The 17805-nt window shown below is 35.5% G+C and carries 16 protein-coding genes; 6 read left to right on the plus strand and 10 right to left on the minus strand.

Annotated elements, in window-relative coordinates; all coding sequences use genetic code 11:
- The 10 genes from tssD (IV494_RS14360) to tssD (IV494_RS14405) all read right to left on the minus strand — a co-directional run.
- The coding region (gene tssD / locus IV494_RS14360; RefSeq protein ID WP_074781444.1) for a type VI secretion system tube protein TssD at positions 1 to 405 on the minus strand (405 nt) is incomplete at its 3' end.
- Positions 406 to 922: 517 nt separating this feature from the next.
- Positions 923 to 1237: a phosphoribosylpyrophosphate synthetase gene (locus tag IV494_RS14365; protein ID WP_230380255.1), complete on the minus strand. Its 315-nt coding sequence runs from the start codon at positions 1235 to 1237 to the stop codon at positions 923 to 925.
- A 79-nt stretch (positions 1238 to 1316) separates the two neighbouring features.
- Entirely contained in the window at positions 1317 to 2993 is a 1677-nt protein-coding gene (locus tag IV494_RS14370) for a molybdopterin-dependent oxidoreductase (RefSeq protein ID WP_196080808.1), read from the minus strand.
- Positions 2994 to 3016: 23 nt separating this feature from the next.
- Positions 3017 to 4033 (minus strand): class I fructose-bisphosphate aldolase, encoded by a 1017-nt coding sequence (locus tag IV494_RS14375; protein ID WP_196080809.1) that lies wholly within the window; start codon positions 4031 to 4033, stop codon positions 3017 to 3019.
- A 549-nt stretch (positions 4034 to 4582) separates the two neighbouring features.
- Complete coding sequence (locus IV494_RS14380; RefSeq protein WP_196080810.1) at positions 4583 to 5362, minus strand: glucose 1-dehydrogenase; 780 nt, start codon at positions 5360 to 5362, stop codon at positions 4583 to 4585.
- 167 nt (positions 5363 to 5529) lie between these two features.
- Positions 5530 to 7128 carry an efflux MFS transporter permease gene (locus IV494_RS14385; protein ID WP_196080811.1) on the minus strand — a complete coding sequence of 533 codons (1599 nt, stop codon included), beginning with the start codon at positions 7126 to 7128 and terminating at the stop codon, positions 5530 to 5532.
- A gap of 57 nt (positions 7129 to 7185) precedes the next feature.
- Positions 7186 to 8340: an HlyD family secretion protein gene (locus tag IV494_RS14390; protein WP_196080812.1), complete on the minus strand. Its 1155-nt coding sequence runs from the start codon at positions 8338 to 8340 to the stop codon at positions 7186 to 7188.
- A gap of 21 nt (positions 8341 to 8361) precedes the next feature.
- Positions 8362 to 9678 carry a TolC family protein gene (locus IV494_RS14395; protein WP_196080813.1) on the minus strand — a complete coding sequence of 439 codons (1317 nt, stop codon included), beginning with the start codon at positions 9676 to 9678 and terminating at the stop codon, positions 8362 to 8364.
- An 85-nt stretch (positions 9679 to 9763) separates the two neighbouring features.
- Positions 9764 to 10597, minus strand: a complete 834-nt coding sequence (locus IV494_RS14400; protein WP_196080814.1) for a helix-turn-helix domain-containing protein — start codon at positions 10595 to 10597, stop codon at positions 9764 to 9766.
- 287 nt (positions 10598 to 10884) lie between these two features.
- Entirely contained in the window at positions 10885 to 11292 is a 408-nt protein-coding gene (gene tssD, locus IV494_RS14405; RefSeq protein ID WP_074781444.1) for a type VI secretion system tube protein TssD, read from the minus strand.
- 308 nt (positions 11293 to 11600) lie between these two features.
- Here tssD (IV494_RS14405) and IV494_RS14410 point away from each other — a divergent pair, with 308 nt between their 5' ends.
- The 6 genes from IV494_RS14410 (at position 11601) to tssO (ending at position 17805) form a co-directional block, all read left to right on the plus strand.
- Complete coding sequence (locus IV494_RS14410) at positions 11601 to 13475, plus strand: type VI secretion system baseplate subunit TssF (protein WP_196080815.1); 1875 nt, start codon at positions 11601 to 11603, stop codon at positions 13473 to 13475.
- Positions 13476 to 13485: 10 nt separating this feature from the next.
- Positions 13486 to 14430: a hypothetical protein gene (locus IV494_RS14415; RefSeq protein WP_196080816.1), complete on the plus strand. Its 945-nt coding sequence runs from the start codon at positions 13486 to 13488 to the stop codon at positions 14428 to 14430.
- 34 nt (positions 14431 to 14464) lie between these two features.
- Complete coding sequence (locus tag IV494_RS14420; protein WP_196080817.1) at positions 14465 to 15367, plus strand: TssN family type VI secretion system protein; 903 nt, start codon at positions 14465 to 14467, stop codon at positions 15365 to 15367.
- Between the two features lie 5 nt (positions 15368 to 15372).
- Positions 15373 to 16518 carry a hypothetical protein gene (locus IV494_RS14425; protein WP_196080818.1) on the plus strand — a complete coding sequence of 382 codons (1146 nt, stop codon included), beginning with the start codon at positions 15373 to 15375 and terminating at the stop codon, positions 16516 to 16518.
- A gap of 75 nt (positions 16519 to 16593) precedes the next feature.
- Positions 16594 to 17265, plus strand: a complete 672-nt coding sequence (locus IV494_RS14430) for a response regulator transcription factor (protein ID WP_196080819.1) — start codon at positions 16594 to 16596, stop codon at positions 17263 to 17265.
- Positions 17266 to 17271: 6 nt separating this feature from the next.
- Positions 17272 to 17805, plus strand: a complete 534-nt coding sequence (gene tssO / locus IV494_RS14435) for a type VI secretion system TssO (protein WP_196080820.1) — start codon at positions 17272 to 17274, stop codon at positions 17803 to 17805.

The raw sequence follows: 17805 nt of genomic DNA on the forward strand, positions 1-17805 counted from the left end.
TTTACCCGGCCAAACTCCTTCATAAGCAGAGGTACCGTAGTCGATTTTCTCTGCACTTACTACGAATGAGATCAACATGTTGTCTGAATCAATAGCATCGAAATCTACTTCGTGCTGGATCACATAACCATTATTCCATTTCAAAGTGATCAATGTTCCTTCTTCGTGAGATTTATTGAATGTAATTTCACCAGTTGTTGGTTTGTATTTCCCATTCAATAAACTTTCCAGTACGTGCGCATCTTCTGTTGCTTCGATCGTAATTTTGATCAATGCATTTGATGGATCAGAAGCTACTCGTCCGGAAACGTCCGTAGATCTTGATACACTGTAATTAAGTTTTAAAACTTTCTGTTCTGCTCCTCCGTTGAATTTCAGAACACCTCTTGAATTGTTTGCTGCCATGATTTCTAAATTTTAAATTATTAAATTATTTTTGAATTATATTATTGTCTTTCTGTTTTTGATAATTCAAAGATAGACCCACTTTTCTAAATTCTTTGTAGTAATTCTACTACAATTTTGAAAGTAATTTTAGAAAGTTGCTTGATTTAGAAACTTTAACCAAACCATTTTGACCAAAAAACAGCAGCTGATACCTCTAGATTGGATATTTCTGCCTTAAGTAAAATTACTACTGTAATAAAATTTGATACTTTACTTCTGAAGAGGAGATCTGCTATATGATCTAAATTTTTAGAAACTTTTACAAAGATTTTTAGTCATGTCTGAAAGGTCGTTTATCACTGCGTTCATAAGAGAGCTTGCTTCACGAAAGAGAATTCCGCCTATTGCTATTCTGCCGCAATCATGATGTTATCCGAAAAAGAAGAGCAAAAAAATCTGTACCATTCTGCCGAATCCATTTTCAATCCAATTTGAAAGTAATATATTAGTAGAAAAATTCTTCGCAATTCTCCTGTTAAATCTTTACCTCATCCAAAGCTTTAATCATTTCAACCGAAATTCCTTCACTGGAAATGCCGTATCCATCAATCAACACGCCTTTTAAATTATGTTTTTCGGATGAAATCGCAAATACGATGGCTTCATCTCCCGGATCAGAAACGCCTTCAAAACGGTAATGTTTATCGACAATAAATTCACCCGGAAGTATTTTTAAATGATCGCCTAAACATTCAAGGTGATCGTGCTTCAAATTAAATTCGATGGTGTATCCTCTTTTCTTCAGTAAATTCGTCACTTCAGAAAGCGTGGTCATGGTAGTCTTTGGCATGATAGCTATTTTTTTAGTTAAAAGATTTTACGAACATTAAAGGTACGAGATTATAAAATCAACACCAATAGAAATGGATCTAACTATCGGCCATTAAATCAAAATATTCGTCATCTTCATTTTTTCCACCAAAGCCCGTTCCCAGATTTTTAGGTGATCTTACAAATTCAATCCGCTCGATCCATTTTACCATTTTATAGCCCAATTGATTTTCAACACGCAACCTTAAAGGCGCACCATGTTCGAGTGAAAGAGGTTCGTAATTCATTTCCCAGGCAAGAATAGAATCTGGTTTCATGCAATTTCCAATTATATGAGTGTCGTAATAAACACCGCCGTACATTCCTTCCCCAAAAGAATAGAAAGCCACGGTCGTTACTGAAGGATCGGGTTTTACCAATGCGATGATCCTGCTTAATGGTAATCCGCCCCACTCTGCAATTCCAGACCAGCCTTGAATGCAATGATGCATGGTAACATTTTGTTCTTTACCCATTTCTTTTAAATCTTCCAGCGACAATTCCACTGGATTTTCTACCAAACCACTGATCTTTAATTTATAATCTGCGAAGTTATTTTCAGCCAGATTTTTCCAGTCAGAGGATTCGGGCATTTTTCCATTTAACCAGAAATAAGAAGTGATGTCTTTTTTTTCGTAATCGGTTTTCGCTTTAAAACGGTTGATGGTATATTTCCAAATTTTGCCATTGGTAGAAGCCTGCAGCTTTTGGAGAGCCCTCTGTTTGTTCCAGGAAAGCCAATGCGCTAAAATGGCAAAAGCAATCGTCATCAAAATAATAGCAATTCCGATGTAAAGTCCAGTGTAACTTTCGGCGCTGTCAGTTCCCATCACCATGTGATTCATGTTTTTCACAAGACCTGTTGCAGCGACCAAACTGACATGAATGACTATAAAAACACAGTAGGATATCATTACTAAAAAGTGAATAGAACGCGCACTCTGTCTGTTTCCAAATAATTTCGGATACCAGCGAAAACGGTTTTCTATCGCAGGTGACATTGCAATTCCCGTCAACATTCCAAGCGGTGCTAAAATAAAGATGACCGCGAAATAAGAGAGTTGCTGTATGGCGTTGTAATGATAAAAACCATCAACATTAACAGGAAAATGAAAAGTAGCATAATGCACAAAAACAGTCCACGGATCAGGAAAAATTTGCCAGGAAACCGGAACTAAACGTTTCCATTGATTCGTAAAAAATAAGAAGGAAATAAAAACGGCACCATTCAAAACAAAAAAAGGAACAGTCAAAAAATGCCAGACTCTTGCAATTCCGACGGTATGTTTATAACCAGGCAAACCCGCGATGGGATTTATATATCTCGCATCCTCTTTTGCGGTGTAAGGTCTATCGAGTGGTATTTTCACGGGTGTAAAGCGAATCCAGGAAGAATTGGATTTGCAGCTGTTATTCCAGTATAAACGAGGATGATCGTATAAAATAGAAAGTCCGCTTCTTATAATCAGTAGGAGAAAAAAGAAATTCACCCAATGGCTCAGTCTGATCCATAAGGGAAAACCAATAGGTTCATCCACCTGTTGAGATAAAAACGAAATGGCAGGATCTGGTGGTAAACCGAAGAAAAAATACTGAAACCAGGCTGCACCAAATAAAGCAATAAAAAGAATCAGCAGTATCAATTTCGTGTACGGCTTCATTCCTAAAAAGGCTTTTCTGTCTTCAGGATCAGGATAATGAACTGCTTTTTCTGCTGCTGTGAAATGCGGAATCATGTTCAGGAATTAATTTTAGGTCACTATTCCATGACGGAATTGTATTCGCCGCGTCTTGCTGCAGCAGCGATTTTTGCACGACTGCTCAATATTTCCTGCGCTTTTTTTATATTTGATGATTCACCTTTCCAGACATCTAAAGCCGGTTGTTGAATCGCTCTGGCAAAAGAAAAAGCGACGATCCACGGCAAACGATCTTTAAAATTTTTATTGATGGCATTCAAATGTTCTGCGGCAACTTTTGGTGATTGTCCACCAGATAAAAATGCAATTGCAGGAACTGAAGCGGGAACAGCAGAACGCAGACAATTCACGGTTGCTTCGGCGACTTCATCAACACTGTTTTGATTCGGACAGCCTTTGCCGGCAACGATCATATTGGGTTTTAAGATAATGCCTTCCAGATCAACTTTGAATAAATATAATTTTGAGAAGAGCGCTTTTAACACTTTTTCGGTGACGTCATAAGTTTCCTGAATGGAATGATTTCCGTCCATCAAAACCTCCGGTTCTACGATCGGGACAATATCTGCTTCCTGACATAAAGCTGCATATCTCGCCAAAGCGTGAACATTCGCATGAATACAGGCATCGGTCAGAATACCTTCGCCAATCGTAATGACTGCTCGCCATTTTGCAAAACGAGCGCCCATTGTTTTATATTCTGCTAATCTTTCGCGCAAACCATCCAGACCTTCTGTCACCAATTCTTTTGGAAACTCAGGTAAAGGTTTGGCGCCCATATCTACTTTTATCCCCGGAATGATGCCTGCTTTCATCAAAGCTTTTACCATCGGTTCACCATCGTCAGTTTGTTGCCGAATGGTTTCATCAAATAAAATAGCACCACCAATACTTTCATTTAAACCGGGCGTCGTAACAATCAATTGCCGGTATTGACGGTACATCTCGATGGTTTGCGGAATTCCGGCAGCTTCAAAACGTTTTTTACACGTTGGTGTACTTTCATCCATTGCAAGAATACCTTTACCATTGGCAAAAATCTCTGCTATCGTTTGCTTTAATACTTTTGAGTTCATGGCTTTCGTGTTTTAGTTAATTGTATTTTAGAAACTTAATCAATGTTGAGAGAAATGATTTTTTACGAAATTATGTTGTAGGTTTTCCGACATTTTAGCTCAAACCTTCAAAAGGTGCTTTCACAATGCCTGCATTTATTTTGTTGGAGATCCACCATTCATTTTTTTGCTATTGAAAATCTAATTGTATCGGTTTTAAAAAGAAAGGTACGATGCTTAAAAAAAGGAAGACGATCGAACCTGAGAATATTATCTGAATGTAAAATTAAAGTAGAATTTTCTAATTATAGCTGATTTTCATGAAAATTAATAATTAATGTGAAATGTTGGGCTATAACCAAAGTTATGTCATCTCTAAATCAACCGCATTTACTTGAATTAATGCAAAACTGGAGCTATTACTTACCGTTTCTATTTTTTTTAACCAAAAGAGCAAAATAATTCTCTCTCTTTAAGGATTATTTTAAAATGCTTTTTAACGATTTTCCATCAAAAAAAATACCGTCTCAATTTAAATCGAAACGGCATTACGTATTTTTTGATTTTCAATTACATGTCCAAAGTCTGTTCACCACCACCATTGATGAATATCACCTGTCCACTTGTCCAGCTGGAAATTGGTGCAGCAAAATACAATACCGCTCCGGCAATATCTTCAGCCTCGCCTAATCTGTGTATTGGCGTATGTTTAAGCATTGCTTTTTCTAATTCTGGAGTTAAAACGGTACTCAAAGCAGCAGTTCTTGTAGCTCCAGGTCCGATCGCATTAATTCTGATATTATCTGGGCCATAATCAAAAGCTAAATTTCTGGTCATGTGATTGATGGCTGCTTTTGAAGAAGCATACGCACTAATTGCCGGACTTTTATTAATAGACGCCATTGAAGACATGTTAATAATACTTCCGTAACCCGCTTTTTTCATATGTGGTGCAACCAACTGGCACAATCTCCACATGCTGAAAACATTCATATCAAATACTTTTTTGAATTGTGCAACTTCGATATCATACGGACTTTCTTTTCCTGCACCGCCGCCGCCAACATTGTTGACGAGGATTTCAATGCTGCCAAAATGCTCAACGGTTTTATCAACTAAATTAACCAACGCTTCATCTTCCAATACATTGCAGTCGATGGCGATTGATTTTCCGCCATTATCGTTGATTGATTTTGAGGTTTCTTTTGCTGCTTCCAGATTATAATCTGAAACAACCACGTTTGCACCGAAGGCTGCCAACATTTCGCAGCATGCTTTTCCGATTCCACCTGCACCACCTGTAACGATGGCTGTTTTTCCTGTTAAGTCAAATAATTTTTTAGTATCCATTTTTTTTATTTTAAAATTTATTTATGATCTATTATCTCGGAGTCTATTATCTATCCGTCTATCATCTTTTCGTCTACAAGTTATTTTTTCTTTTTCAAATAATCCGCGACCGCACCTTTCATTAATTTCGACTTCATTTCATTTTCCATAATTTTTAATTTAATAATTTATATCATCGCTCCTGCAGCATCTTCTATTTGTTTCAATTGCTTATTGCGTAAACGATTGCGAAACCTTTTGGAATATCTTCTTTTGTCTAACGGTACGATTGGCATTAATTTAAAACGCTTCACGCCGAAATTATAAGATAAAACATACAACAGAATTCCAATACCGGCAATGCAGACGTAACCCAATAATTTTTTATTCGCAGCTAAAATGGCGTTGAGTTGAATGGATTTTAAATTTCCCATGATTTGATTGGTACTGAAGGAATTTCCATCCAGATAAACCGCCATATCGCCGACTGCCTGAATTTGAAAATGATACTGCAGATATCCGAAAATGGCCGAAAATAATCCGACTGTGAAAAATGTTCTCCACGCCAAAACCAAAGCTGCAACAGGAAGCATTTCATCCATACTGATATTATCCAAAGTGTAATACCAAACAGAAATAAAGAGCGCACCCATTCCGAAACCTTTCAAAAACATGGGCAAAACCCAGGCGGAAAAGTCAAGTTCCATTGCCATGGAAAAATAGAGAATGATGGTATTCGCCAACATTGCAGCAAATCCCAGAAAAATAAACATTTTTAAACCACGATCTTTTTTAAACCAGTACGCCATGTAAAATCCGGAAACCACAATCCCGGGAATCATCATTAAATTGAGACTCGCATTTTGCACCGCGCTGTATTTTAAAATTCCAGAGGTGAAAATACTTTGCATTCCGCCTGTGCTTAAAAACATTCCTAAAAATATGAGCATTAATAAACCATGCAGAACGTTGGCTCTTTTGAAAACGCTGAAAGAAAGGTAAGGTCTTGCGGTAGTATATTGTCTGATCACCAATAAAACGAAAGAAATAAAAGAGAAAATAGAAACATTAATTATCGCATTAGAATTAAACCAATCGAGCAATTTTCCAAAAGCAAAAACGTACGCTCCGGACATAAAAACCGCCACAAAAAGGACGATACTGATCCAGTCGATGTAATACAATCTCATGATGAATCCAAAATATTTATCATGCATGAAAATCCAGGCGAGTAAAGCCATCGCAAGACAAACAACGGCAGAAATCAGATGGACATATTGCCAGTTGTGATCAGATGCAACAACCGTCAACACATAACCTGCTAACTGAGATAGTCCTATCGAAAAGGGATAAAAAACAGAATAAAATTTCCCGCGATTTCCATCCGGTGCGATCATCATCATAATCGGGATGATGAATTCGATCATCAAGATCATTTTAGCAAAACCAATAATTAAGGTATTTGCAACGATGAGATAGGCATTATCTGTGGTTCCGTTGACATAACTTAACAAGGCAATTATTAGAAAAATGATAACCGATTTGTCCCGGATCTTAAATCGAAATTTAAACCTCAGCAATAAAGGCATCGCGGCACTCATTCCTATAATTGAAGCATAATTTGCCCAGACAAAATATTCTGAAGAATAACCTGTATCGCTCACCATGTAAGAAAGCGCGCCGGAATAAATCCCATTGACCGGAATTATTATGGAGATAAAAATAATGATTAAAAGCAATTGTACCAATTTGGGCACCCAACTGCTAAAAAGTCCCTGATTATACATTTACTGGCTTTTTAAAAATAGAAATGGAGAAATTATTTTTGAATATTTTGCTGGTCATTATGGCTTTTTTTCTATGGTAATTTCCATATTCATCCCTGCACGAAGCTGATCTAAATCTTCCTTTTTATTATTTTTTGTAAAATCAATTCGTACTGGAATTCTTTGCTGCACTTTCACGAAATTTCCTGTAGAATTGTCTGTCGCGACATTAGAATATTGCGAACCAGTCGCTGCTGAAATCGCTGAAATAGTTCCTTCAAAAGCTTTCCCATTCATCGCGTCTGCTTTCATGGTCATTTTTTTACCGACTTGAATTCCGGGCATTTGGCTTTCTAAAAAGTTCGCAGTTACCCATTTTTGACCATCTAAAACGATGGTTGCGATCTGCTGACCGGATTGTAATAATTGTCCATCTGAAATAATTCTTCTTCCCATAAATCCGTCATAAGGTGCGATGATCACGGCATAAGACAAATTGATTTTTGCCATATCGAGAGCAGCTTTTGTACGCGCAATATCTGCATCGTTCACATTAATTCTGGTTTTTACTTCTGAAGTAGAAAGATTGGCAGAATTTTTTTGATTGAGTAAAGTTTGATAAGAAGCTTGCTGCGCATCATATTCGGTCTTGATTTGATCATATTGCTGTTTCGTAACGGCTTCGGCTTTTAATAAATTTCGATAACGATTCAAATTCTGTTCTGCATTCCATAATCTTGCTTTTTGTCCGGCAATATTACTTTCCAAAACAGAAACATTACTGGAAACGGTGTTGATGGAAGAGTAAGTCGCGTTTTTCTGCGCCAAAGAATTTTGGTAAGTTGCCTGCGCCTGTGCAACCTGGGTTTTTAATTCATTATCATCTAAAATCACTAAAGTATCGCCTTTTTTCACGGCTTGATGTTCCGTAAATTTAATCTCTTTAATGTAGCCAGAAACTCTGGAATTTATGGGATTGATAAATTCCTGAACTTGCGCAGATTCCGTATAATTTTCTTTTCCGATGTGAAAATATTCTTTGATGAGCCAATAAAAACCAAATGCCACTACGAAAAATACGAGTACATTGGCGAAGATATTTTTTGCCTTATTCTTTTTATTTTCTTTGAGTTTTTCCGCTTTATTCGGATTGGCAATCTTTGTTGGCGCCTCCACTTTTGGTGATTCTACTTGCACTGAATCTTCTGTATTTATTTGGTCTTTATTTTCCATGATTCTATTTTCTAGATTTTATTAAAGGGTTCCGGTAGATTTTAACAAGGTGTAATGTTGGTATAGGACATCTATTTCAGCATTTACATAATCCAGTTCGGTCTGAATATTTTGATTTTGAGCATCGGTCATTTCTGCTTGAACTGCAAACTGATTGAGGTATTTTGCTTCGGTGATTTTATAATTCTCCGCGGCCAGAACTTTTGCCTTTTCCAAAATTTTCAGATTCTCCAATGCGTTTTGTCTCCTGATATAAGCTGCGTTAACATCCATCGCGATATTTTCTTCTATTAATTTTGAACCCGCTTCTGCCTGTTCTTTTTGAAGAACGCCAACTTGCAATCGTTTCTTGGTTTTAAATAAATTATCGATGTCATAACTTACTGAAACTCCCACCTGAAAACCGCCGGAATAAGCATCCAGAATAGGATTTCCGCTGCTCAAAGGTTTATTCACACTCGTAGAACTGAAGCCTGCAATAGAGGGATATTTATCGGTATTGATGATCTCAATATTTTTCTGAGCAATTTCAATATTCGTTTTGTAAGATTTACTCAAAGGATTATTTTCTTGGGCGAGTTGTAAATAATATTGCTGATCTTTCAAAGTAGAAGGCGCATCCAGATCGAAAACCTGAACAGGTAATAATTCCGTTGTAGTATCGGTTCCCATCAAAATATTGAGATTATAATTGATGATCTTCCTGTTATTTTTAAGAACGACCAAACCCTGTTCGATATTGATGATGGCGAGTTCTCCGGATATCACTTCGTTTCTGGTGATCATTCCCTGCTGATAAAACTTTTTGATATTGTTCAGTCGTTCTACAGCCAAAGTTTTATTATTCTCGTAAACCAACTCCTGATTGTTGATCTTGTAGATTTCCAGCAAATTATTTATTGCGTTTAATTTTACATCTTGCTGGTCTTTTAAATAATCAAATTCAGAAATTTTTTCCTGCAAACCCGCAACTTCAATCGATTTATTGATGAGTCCACCTTTGTAAATTAATTGGCTAGCCTGAACACCGTACGAACTTCCGTAATGGGGCAGTTTAATGCTTGTAACATCTGAAAAATCTTTTTGAATAATAAATGAATTTCCCAAATAAAACTGACTCGTAGAAGCAGTAATGGTTGGTAATTTTTGAAGTTTTGCAACTTCAATATTTTGTTTTGCAATCTGTACTTTCTTTTCAGAAACAGAAAGTTGCGCATTGCGTTTTAAGACAAGACCCATTACCTCATCGACTGTGATTTTTCGCGTTTCCTGTGAATTAACAAAAATTCCACAAAGAAAAACTGAAATCATTATTAAAACTTTATATAAACTTCTCATTCTCCTAATTTTATACAAAGTAACGGCGAGATAATTCCCGATGCAATGTATATAAATAGTTAAAAGATGTCTGAAAGTAAGATTTCTAAATTTTTGAAGAACGATATAGCGCAGGACTTTTGCCGGAATATCTTTTAAAATAGTGCGAGAACGTGTAGGAATCACCAAAATTCAATTCGTCTGCAATCTGCATAATTGTTTTATCTGTTGAATTCAAAAGAATTTTCGCCTCATTCATTACAAATTCTGCGATGATTTGGGTGGCAGTTTTACCCGTTACGCTTTTCACCATCGAGGTGAGATGTCGGGACGTAATATGTTGCAGATCGGCATAGAATTTAGGAGATTTTTCTGTAATAAAATTTTGAAATACATTTTTCGTAAACTGAAACGTAATTTCGTCTGCACGGGACATCTTGTGCTGTTCAAAAAAATCATTCTGCAAATAAATTCCTGTGACGGTGTAGATCAAAGCTGAAAACAAATTCTCCAAAACTTTTTCATCAAAACCAATCTTTTCCTGAAAATCCTGCAGACATTTTATAGAATCGATCTGCTTTGATAACAGATCCATTTCCTGATCCGTAAAATCAGACAGTTCTTTAAAATAATGAATAAAGTATTTAAATACCTTTAATTTGTTCAGCTTAATATTGATAACTGTTAGAAAACTTTGTTGATAAACCAAAACTTTCATCTCAAAATCAGGTGTAATTTGTTCTATCGATTTCACCTGACTTGGTTCAAAAAAAACGATGGAATTTTTAAGCAAAGAAATAGTTTCCTCCTTTTGCACAATTTGTGCTTCTCCATTTTGAGTTAGAAAAATTACAGCATTTTCGGGATTTTGAAGGGCGTCGAGAAAGCTTTCATCATCCTTATTTCGTTCTGTAAAAACCCAGAGTTTTTTTTGCTGCATTTCCGTTTATTAAATCTTTTCCTAGTAAAAATAATAAAAAAACAGGTTGGTTGATAATTAAACTGCAGAATTTAAAGTCTATTTGAGATGAAGTGCTGATGATTCATAATGATTTCAAAAATCACCTGATCTCAATTCTGGTCAAATAAATTAGAAAAAACTTTTTTTGGACGTTCTAAAAATAAATAAAAAATTCCTGACAGATGATGCGAAAAACATCTCTATCAGGAATTTTAAAATAGTTTTACATTGGTATAAAACAGAAGGTAAATCTTATACTTTACCTTTTATTTACCTGGCCAAACTCCTTCATAAGCAGAAGTACCGTAGTCGATTTTCTCTGCGCTTACTACGAAAGAGATCAACATGTTGTCTGAATCGATCGCATCGAAATCTACTTCGTGCTGGATCACGTAACCGTTGTTCCATTTCAAAGTGATCAATGTTCCTTCTTCGTGAGATTTATTGAAAGTAATTTCACCCGTTGTTGGTTTGTATTTCCCGTTCAATAAACTTTCCAAAACGTGCGCATCTTCAGTCGCTTCGATGGTAATTTTGATCAATGCATTTGAAGGATCTGAAGCTACACGTCCGGAAACGTCAGTAGATCTCGATACACTGTAATTAAGTTTTAAAACTTTCTGCTCTGCGCCTCCGTTGAATTTTAGAACGCCTCTTGAATTGTTTGCTGCCATGATTTCTAAATTTTAAATTATTGAATTACTTTTAAATTATTTTAATGTCTTTCTGTTTTTGATAATTCAAAGATAAACCCACTTTTCAATATTCTTTGTAGTAATTCTACTACAATTTTGAACATTATTTTTATTGAACTACAAAATTTATACAAATAAACACGTCAAATAAAATGTTAAATTTTGCTAAAAGACTAGATTTCAAAGCATTAAAATCGCACGTATTTAATTTAAATTTATGTACATTTAGTTTTTGAGAAATAATAGTGTAATTCAACAGAAAACCAGACATCATTCGGTAAATCAATATGAATTTAAATCAACAAATTTACTCTAAAGAAGCCATTAAGGCTAGAATGTTGCAAAACGCCACAAAATTGTGGGGACTAAAGAACATCCAGTCTCTCGACCCTTTCGTCAAGTTACTTATTGACGCTTTCAGCACAGAAATTTTTAAAGCAAACAATGAAATTGAAAGCATAAATGGTAGAATTTTAGAAAAATTATCCCGTTTATTGACGCCGACAAAATACGCGCACCCAAATCCTTCCCATGCCATTGCTTTTTCCTATCCGGATGAAGACAAGGAATTGATCATGGAACATTCGGAATATTTTCTGAAAAAACAGCTGAATTCTCTTCAGAAAAACCAATCTGACAAACAGGTGGAAATTTCTTTCACTCCCATCGACAGTGTTGAATTGATCAGGGCTCAAACTGCCTTAATCATTGTGGGAAATACAGCTTACAGTATTGATGAAGAACTCAATAAAATTCCTATTCTTCGATTGGAAGCTAAGGTGGAGGAATATCGAACGATCAAATTAGGAATCGACATCAGCGATTATAATTCTGAAGTTTTTCCGACAAAAATTGCTTTATTCTGTTCAAATCCTACCTACGAAAATGTTGATTTTGTTTATCGGCTTTTGCCTCATGTGAAGGTTTTTCATAATGATATTCCTTTAGAAGTATCATCAGGATTAAGTTATCATGAAGACAGAACTTCAGAAGGTTTTGAAAAGATTTTTGAATTCCAGTCCATCAAAGAAAAAATTAAAGAAGACATTAAGAATACGTACCGGGAAAAATTTATTGAAGTTACCGGAATTTATCCTTCGATGTTTAAAAAAATAGAACCGGGATTGCCAGATGATATTGACGATGGAAATACAGCATGGGCACCTTACCGAAGTAAAAAAATCCTTTGGCTAAAACTTGAATTTCCACCACAGTTTACCGCAGAAATTTTGGAAAATTTTCTTTTTGTGTTAAATGCTTTTCCCATCTACAACCGCGGTTGGAAAAAAACCGAATATGCTTTGGATATTATGGGGAATAATATTCCGCTGGAAACCACCGATGACGAATTTTTTCTATACGTAGATGAAGTGATCGACGGAAAAGGAAAAAAATATATGGAAATCCCCTTTACACCAACAGGAAATCTCGACGGTGATCTGTATACCCTGAGAAAAGGTGGAATGGAAAGATTTACAAACCGCAACGCCACAGATCTTATGGCACACGTGATGGAGCTGCTTCGGGATGAAGTGGCCGCGTTTTCCATCATCAACAGGGATAAAGTAAAAGATGTTCTTGGAGAAATTTCTGAGAAAATGAAAGGCTTGATGAAGAAGGTTGAAATCGCCAATCAGGAATTGAAGGAAGATGTGAATTATGTGATCATAGAACCGGTAGAAAGCGCAGCGCACACTTATGCTTCTTTCTGGATCTCACACTGTACTTTGGCAAATAATATCCGGCCGGGAACCGTTTTTAATTCGCAAAAAAGAGCGCAGTCTTTAACTCTTCTTACTCAAACTTCCGGTGGCGCAGAAGAGCAGAAACAGTCAGACACTATTTTAGCTTACAAATACGCTTTGACGACGAAAGACAAAATAATTTCGGTAGAAGATGTAAAAAACTACTGCAAAATGATCCTAAAAGATTCATTGAAAAAAATAAATGTGTCGAGAGGAACGATGATCAGTGATAAACCCCGCGAAGGTTTTATCCGAACGGTAGATATTGAAATCGTTGTACAGGATTATTCCTATTACGGAAGTAAATACTGGAATAATATGGCAACTACGATGAAAAATAACATCAAAAATAAAGCGATAGACGGAATAGAATATCGACTAAAAATAAGTGAGGATGCGGCAATTCTAGAGGTTTAAGGATTACTTTATGAAAAAAGACACTACTTATTTGGCACAACTCGATTATAACACTTTAGGAACAGATTTTAAAGTAGAAGTTGTCGCTGCCAATCTTTTAAAATATTACGACGAAAATTCAAACATATTTATTAAAAGAACGGGTATTAATGACAGACCTTATTTAAAGGACCTTAAAAAAGTATACTTCAGCAATTATGGATTAGACGAAGAAACCATTATCATGGAAACTTATCGGGAAAGCCTCTATGACTATCTCCCGGAAGGACTTTTTCACCCTCCAACACTCGGTAACTATAATAAAGGTGTAGAAAATGTAGTAAAAGAAATTCGTCGGCAAAAAGAAGTGGAAGAAAATGCACGCAATTTTTTTCAGCCTTTTGAATTAGAAATTTTCCACACAGAAATTTTAGCGCTTTTAAAAGAATCTGAATATTCCATCGCAGATAAATCTGATGTTTTAACGAACACCTTGGCAGAACTTTGGCCTTTAATAAAAGATCTGGACAGAAATACAGCCCATATTTTTTTCTATATCATCCCTTTTTTGCATGAATTCAGGGGAAATGTTGAATGGATCGAAAGCTTTCTCTCCGCGTTTTTAAAATTGAACGTCAATATTACATTTGTCCCAAACAGTATAGAATCTTTTGAAGATAAAACAGATATGATGGTTCTGGGAAAAGCAAAACTGGGCATTTCTTTGATACCAAATGGCAAACATATGGACGGTGAACGCAACTGGAAAGTTAATATCGGACCCATTCAATATGAACAAATCTATAAATTTATACCGGGACATCCTTTTCGTGAACTTTTATTGAAAATTTACGACTATCTTTTCCCTCTTTCTGTTAAGATCTTTGAAGACTTTATAACGGAGAAAAATGAGAGATCTTTTTATTTAAATGAGACCGAAAACACGAGCAGACTTAGTTATTCGACTTTCATTTAATTTAATTATATTTATAAACTAAAACAAGAATACGATGGAGTTGAGCTCTGTTAAAGGAATTTTTTTAAGGTATTTGTTAATGCCAATTTTTGCAGCCGTTATGATTTTCATAATGGGCGCGATCCGTAAAGGCAAACCAGACATCAAGATCAGAACGATCATCATTTATGTTTTACTAACCTCTCTTTCTTTTGCGCTTCTAGGGTTTTTGGGCTTTTCCGGTAATCTTTTTAGTCCTTACTGGTATCTTTTAAGCATGGGTATTAGTTTAGGATTGGGGATTTTACACGTTAATTTGCTGCACTTCTATTTTAGAAAGCATTTCGAGAAAATGTGGAAAGCCATACTTTTTGAGTTTGTTTTAACGATCACGTGTTTAATCGTCGGCGGTTATTTTTTCGCTTTGATTTTTAATTTTACAGGTAAAGGTTTAGGCAATGAATATATGGCTGCAAGCAGTTTATTTATTTTTATCCTTCCTCTAATTTTTTACTACAGTTATCTGCAATTTATTAGCATTCCATTTGATATTTATAAAACGTGGCAGTTTGATCCGGATCAGAAAGCCTTTAATTTTAAAGGAGTCGATTTTGATCAGTTACTCGTTTTAAATGTTGAGCTCAGTAAAAAAGTTGATGACGAGCAGCGATTTAACATTAAAGCAAAAACACTTCCTACAGAAATTACTTTTGGAGAATGGTTTTTTAGAGTGGTTGATGATTACAATTTTAAAAATGCCAATTCTAAAATTCAGCTTTTTGATGAAACGGGAAAAGCATTTTACTGGATATTTTATGTAAAGAAATCATTTTTCAGCATGAGAAAATATATCGATTTTGAAAAAGATATTTTGACCAATAATCTCACTGAGAACGAATATGTAATTTGCAAACGGGTTATTAACAATAAGGAGGAAGGCTTTTCCTTTAAAAATTAAACAGTATGATTGAGCCAATAAAACATTACGCCGTCAATTGGGTAGATGGAATGAAAATTTCCAGAGAGCACTTGATACAGCAGGAAAACTTCATAATTGATGCTATTCGGGACGCTAATTCCGTTAAAATAAATGCTTTTAATTATGGTTTGCTGCCATTTTCAGACAGTTACGGAGACAAGCGCATTTTTGAGATCCAATCTACTGCGACCAACGATGCACAATTAATTATAAAAAAATTGTCAGCAGTTACATTAGCCGGTCATCGAATAGAAGTCAATGATTTTAAAGTGAACATCCGCAGTTTAGCCAAAGAGCTTAATACTGAAGACAATGAGAGTAACGGCGATTACTACATTCTGGCATCTGTAAATCCTTTTGACAAAATCTCTTTCGGGGAAATAAATTCGGAAGAAATTCCACCCAGACATCCGTTTACGAAGGCAAACTCCAAAATAGAACTTGTCGATACTGCTTTACTGTTAAGTGGATATTCTGGCGGAAATTTTATTATTTTAGGTAAAGTGGCTATTAAATCTGGAATTGCGCAGATCGATGAGCATTTTATTCCACCATGTACTTCTGTGGAAGCGCATCCTAAACTGGTAGAATACTATAATCAATATTCTCATTCGATGAGTAATTTAAGGGTTTATGCCTTTAAAATTTTACAGAAAGTTGCCCATAAAAATCAAAATGATGAACTGGCCAATAATGTAAAAAAGATTTGTAAAACAATCGTAAATCATATCAGCGAAAACTATTTTGAATTTAAAAATATGGTGTACAATGAGCCACCAATTTATATGATGAATGTTTTTTCTAAATTAGCACTTCACCTGTACAATGACACGCAGATGATGATCCCGGCTGAACTGGAAGAAATGCTTAATTACAGTTTAGAATGGAGCGAAGTAGCTCCTCATACTCTACTAAACCAGCTTTCAAGCGTTGCAGAGATCGATTACGTTCATCATGATACGGGCGAAATTTTCCGCAATACGCAAATAATGCTAAAAAGTCTGGAGCAGGTTTTAGGTAAACTGAGTGAACTGGATTATATCGGTCAGAGAAAAGAAAATGTGATCGTAAATGAGCAGCAGGTAAAATCGACCAATGATCCTAAAAAAGGATGGAGTGTTCTAGATTAAGTAAAAAATGATCTGCCAACAGATTTTATAATAAAGTATCTTGAAAAAAGTTAAGGAGTAATTAAATGAGTTTATATGCGAAATAATTCTACTAATTTAGTCCGTTTTTCTATTGCTGAAAGTGATTATTACTTTAAACAGTTTTTGATCAAAATGCTTTTAGAAAATCCCTTCTATTCCATTGTTAATGATTGCAATAATGGGAATGAACTGATCAACAGACTGTACAGAAAACAAGAAGATATTTTCATTCTTAACCTCTTTATGCCCATTCTTAGCGGCATAGAAGCGATAAAATTTATACGCGAAACAAATAATACCGTTCCGATCCTCACCTATTCTGACACTTACCAGGAAGATATGGCTAATCTCATCGCAGATATTCCCAATGTTTTTTACTGTCAAAAAAACAGCATAATCATCAAAGACTTACTTAGAAATTGCATCTTGTCTGAAAATAGTAATTATGAAGATTATAAAAAAGAATGGGCATCGCAATCTCAATCGGTGCAAAACTATATGGAAAGACAGAAGCGGGAACAGCAGGACATTTCTGTAACTGAAATCCAAATTATTAAACTTTCCTACGAAGGCTACAGCAACAAAGAGATCGGGGACAGAATAAATCTCAGTGCAAGAACTATTGACACTTATATCACGCGTCTTACAGAAAAATTAGGTTTAAAAAGCAAACTGGATCTGGTGAGATTTTGCGTGGAGAAAGGGTACTATAACTCAAGTATTTAAAATATTATGATATCATCCGGACAAAAAAGGCTTAATAGAGACGACGTACAAAAAGGGACTAGAAATTTTATTCTTTCCTTTATAATCCTTTGCGGAATGGCTTTCTGTGCAGTTTTTTTATTTTTTAAAAGTGCTGAACTGCAGAAAAAAGAAATACACGATGATTTAGAAGCGTACCGAAGTATGCTCGGTAGAAATGAAGTTCTTAACATTAAATTAGACACCATTTATTATAAAATGACGCAGATGAGCAATGAGAAGACTCAAAACGACATTTTTCTTCGAAATTCAATTATCGAAGATATTCAGGTCGGGCGGGATATTATCGGGAAAGACAGCGCAGCAGATCTGCGCCAGATCTCAAAACTTCTGGGGCAATTGCAACCAATGCTTACTTACAAAAATGAACTTTTGAAAAAAAAGATGGAAGAAAGCAGTTATGCCAGATTATTAAGACAGTGTATTGAAAGCAATACCAGAGCTGAAGCAGTGGTGAGAAACAATACGAAAATTCCGGGGAAATTATTTAATAAGAAATAA

This window comes from Kaistella gelatinilytica (assembly GCF_015679325.1).
Taxonomy (GTDB): Bacteria; Bacteroidota; Bacteroidia; order Flavobacteriales; family Weeksellaceae; genus Kaistella; species Kaistella gelatinilytica.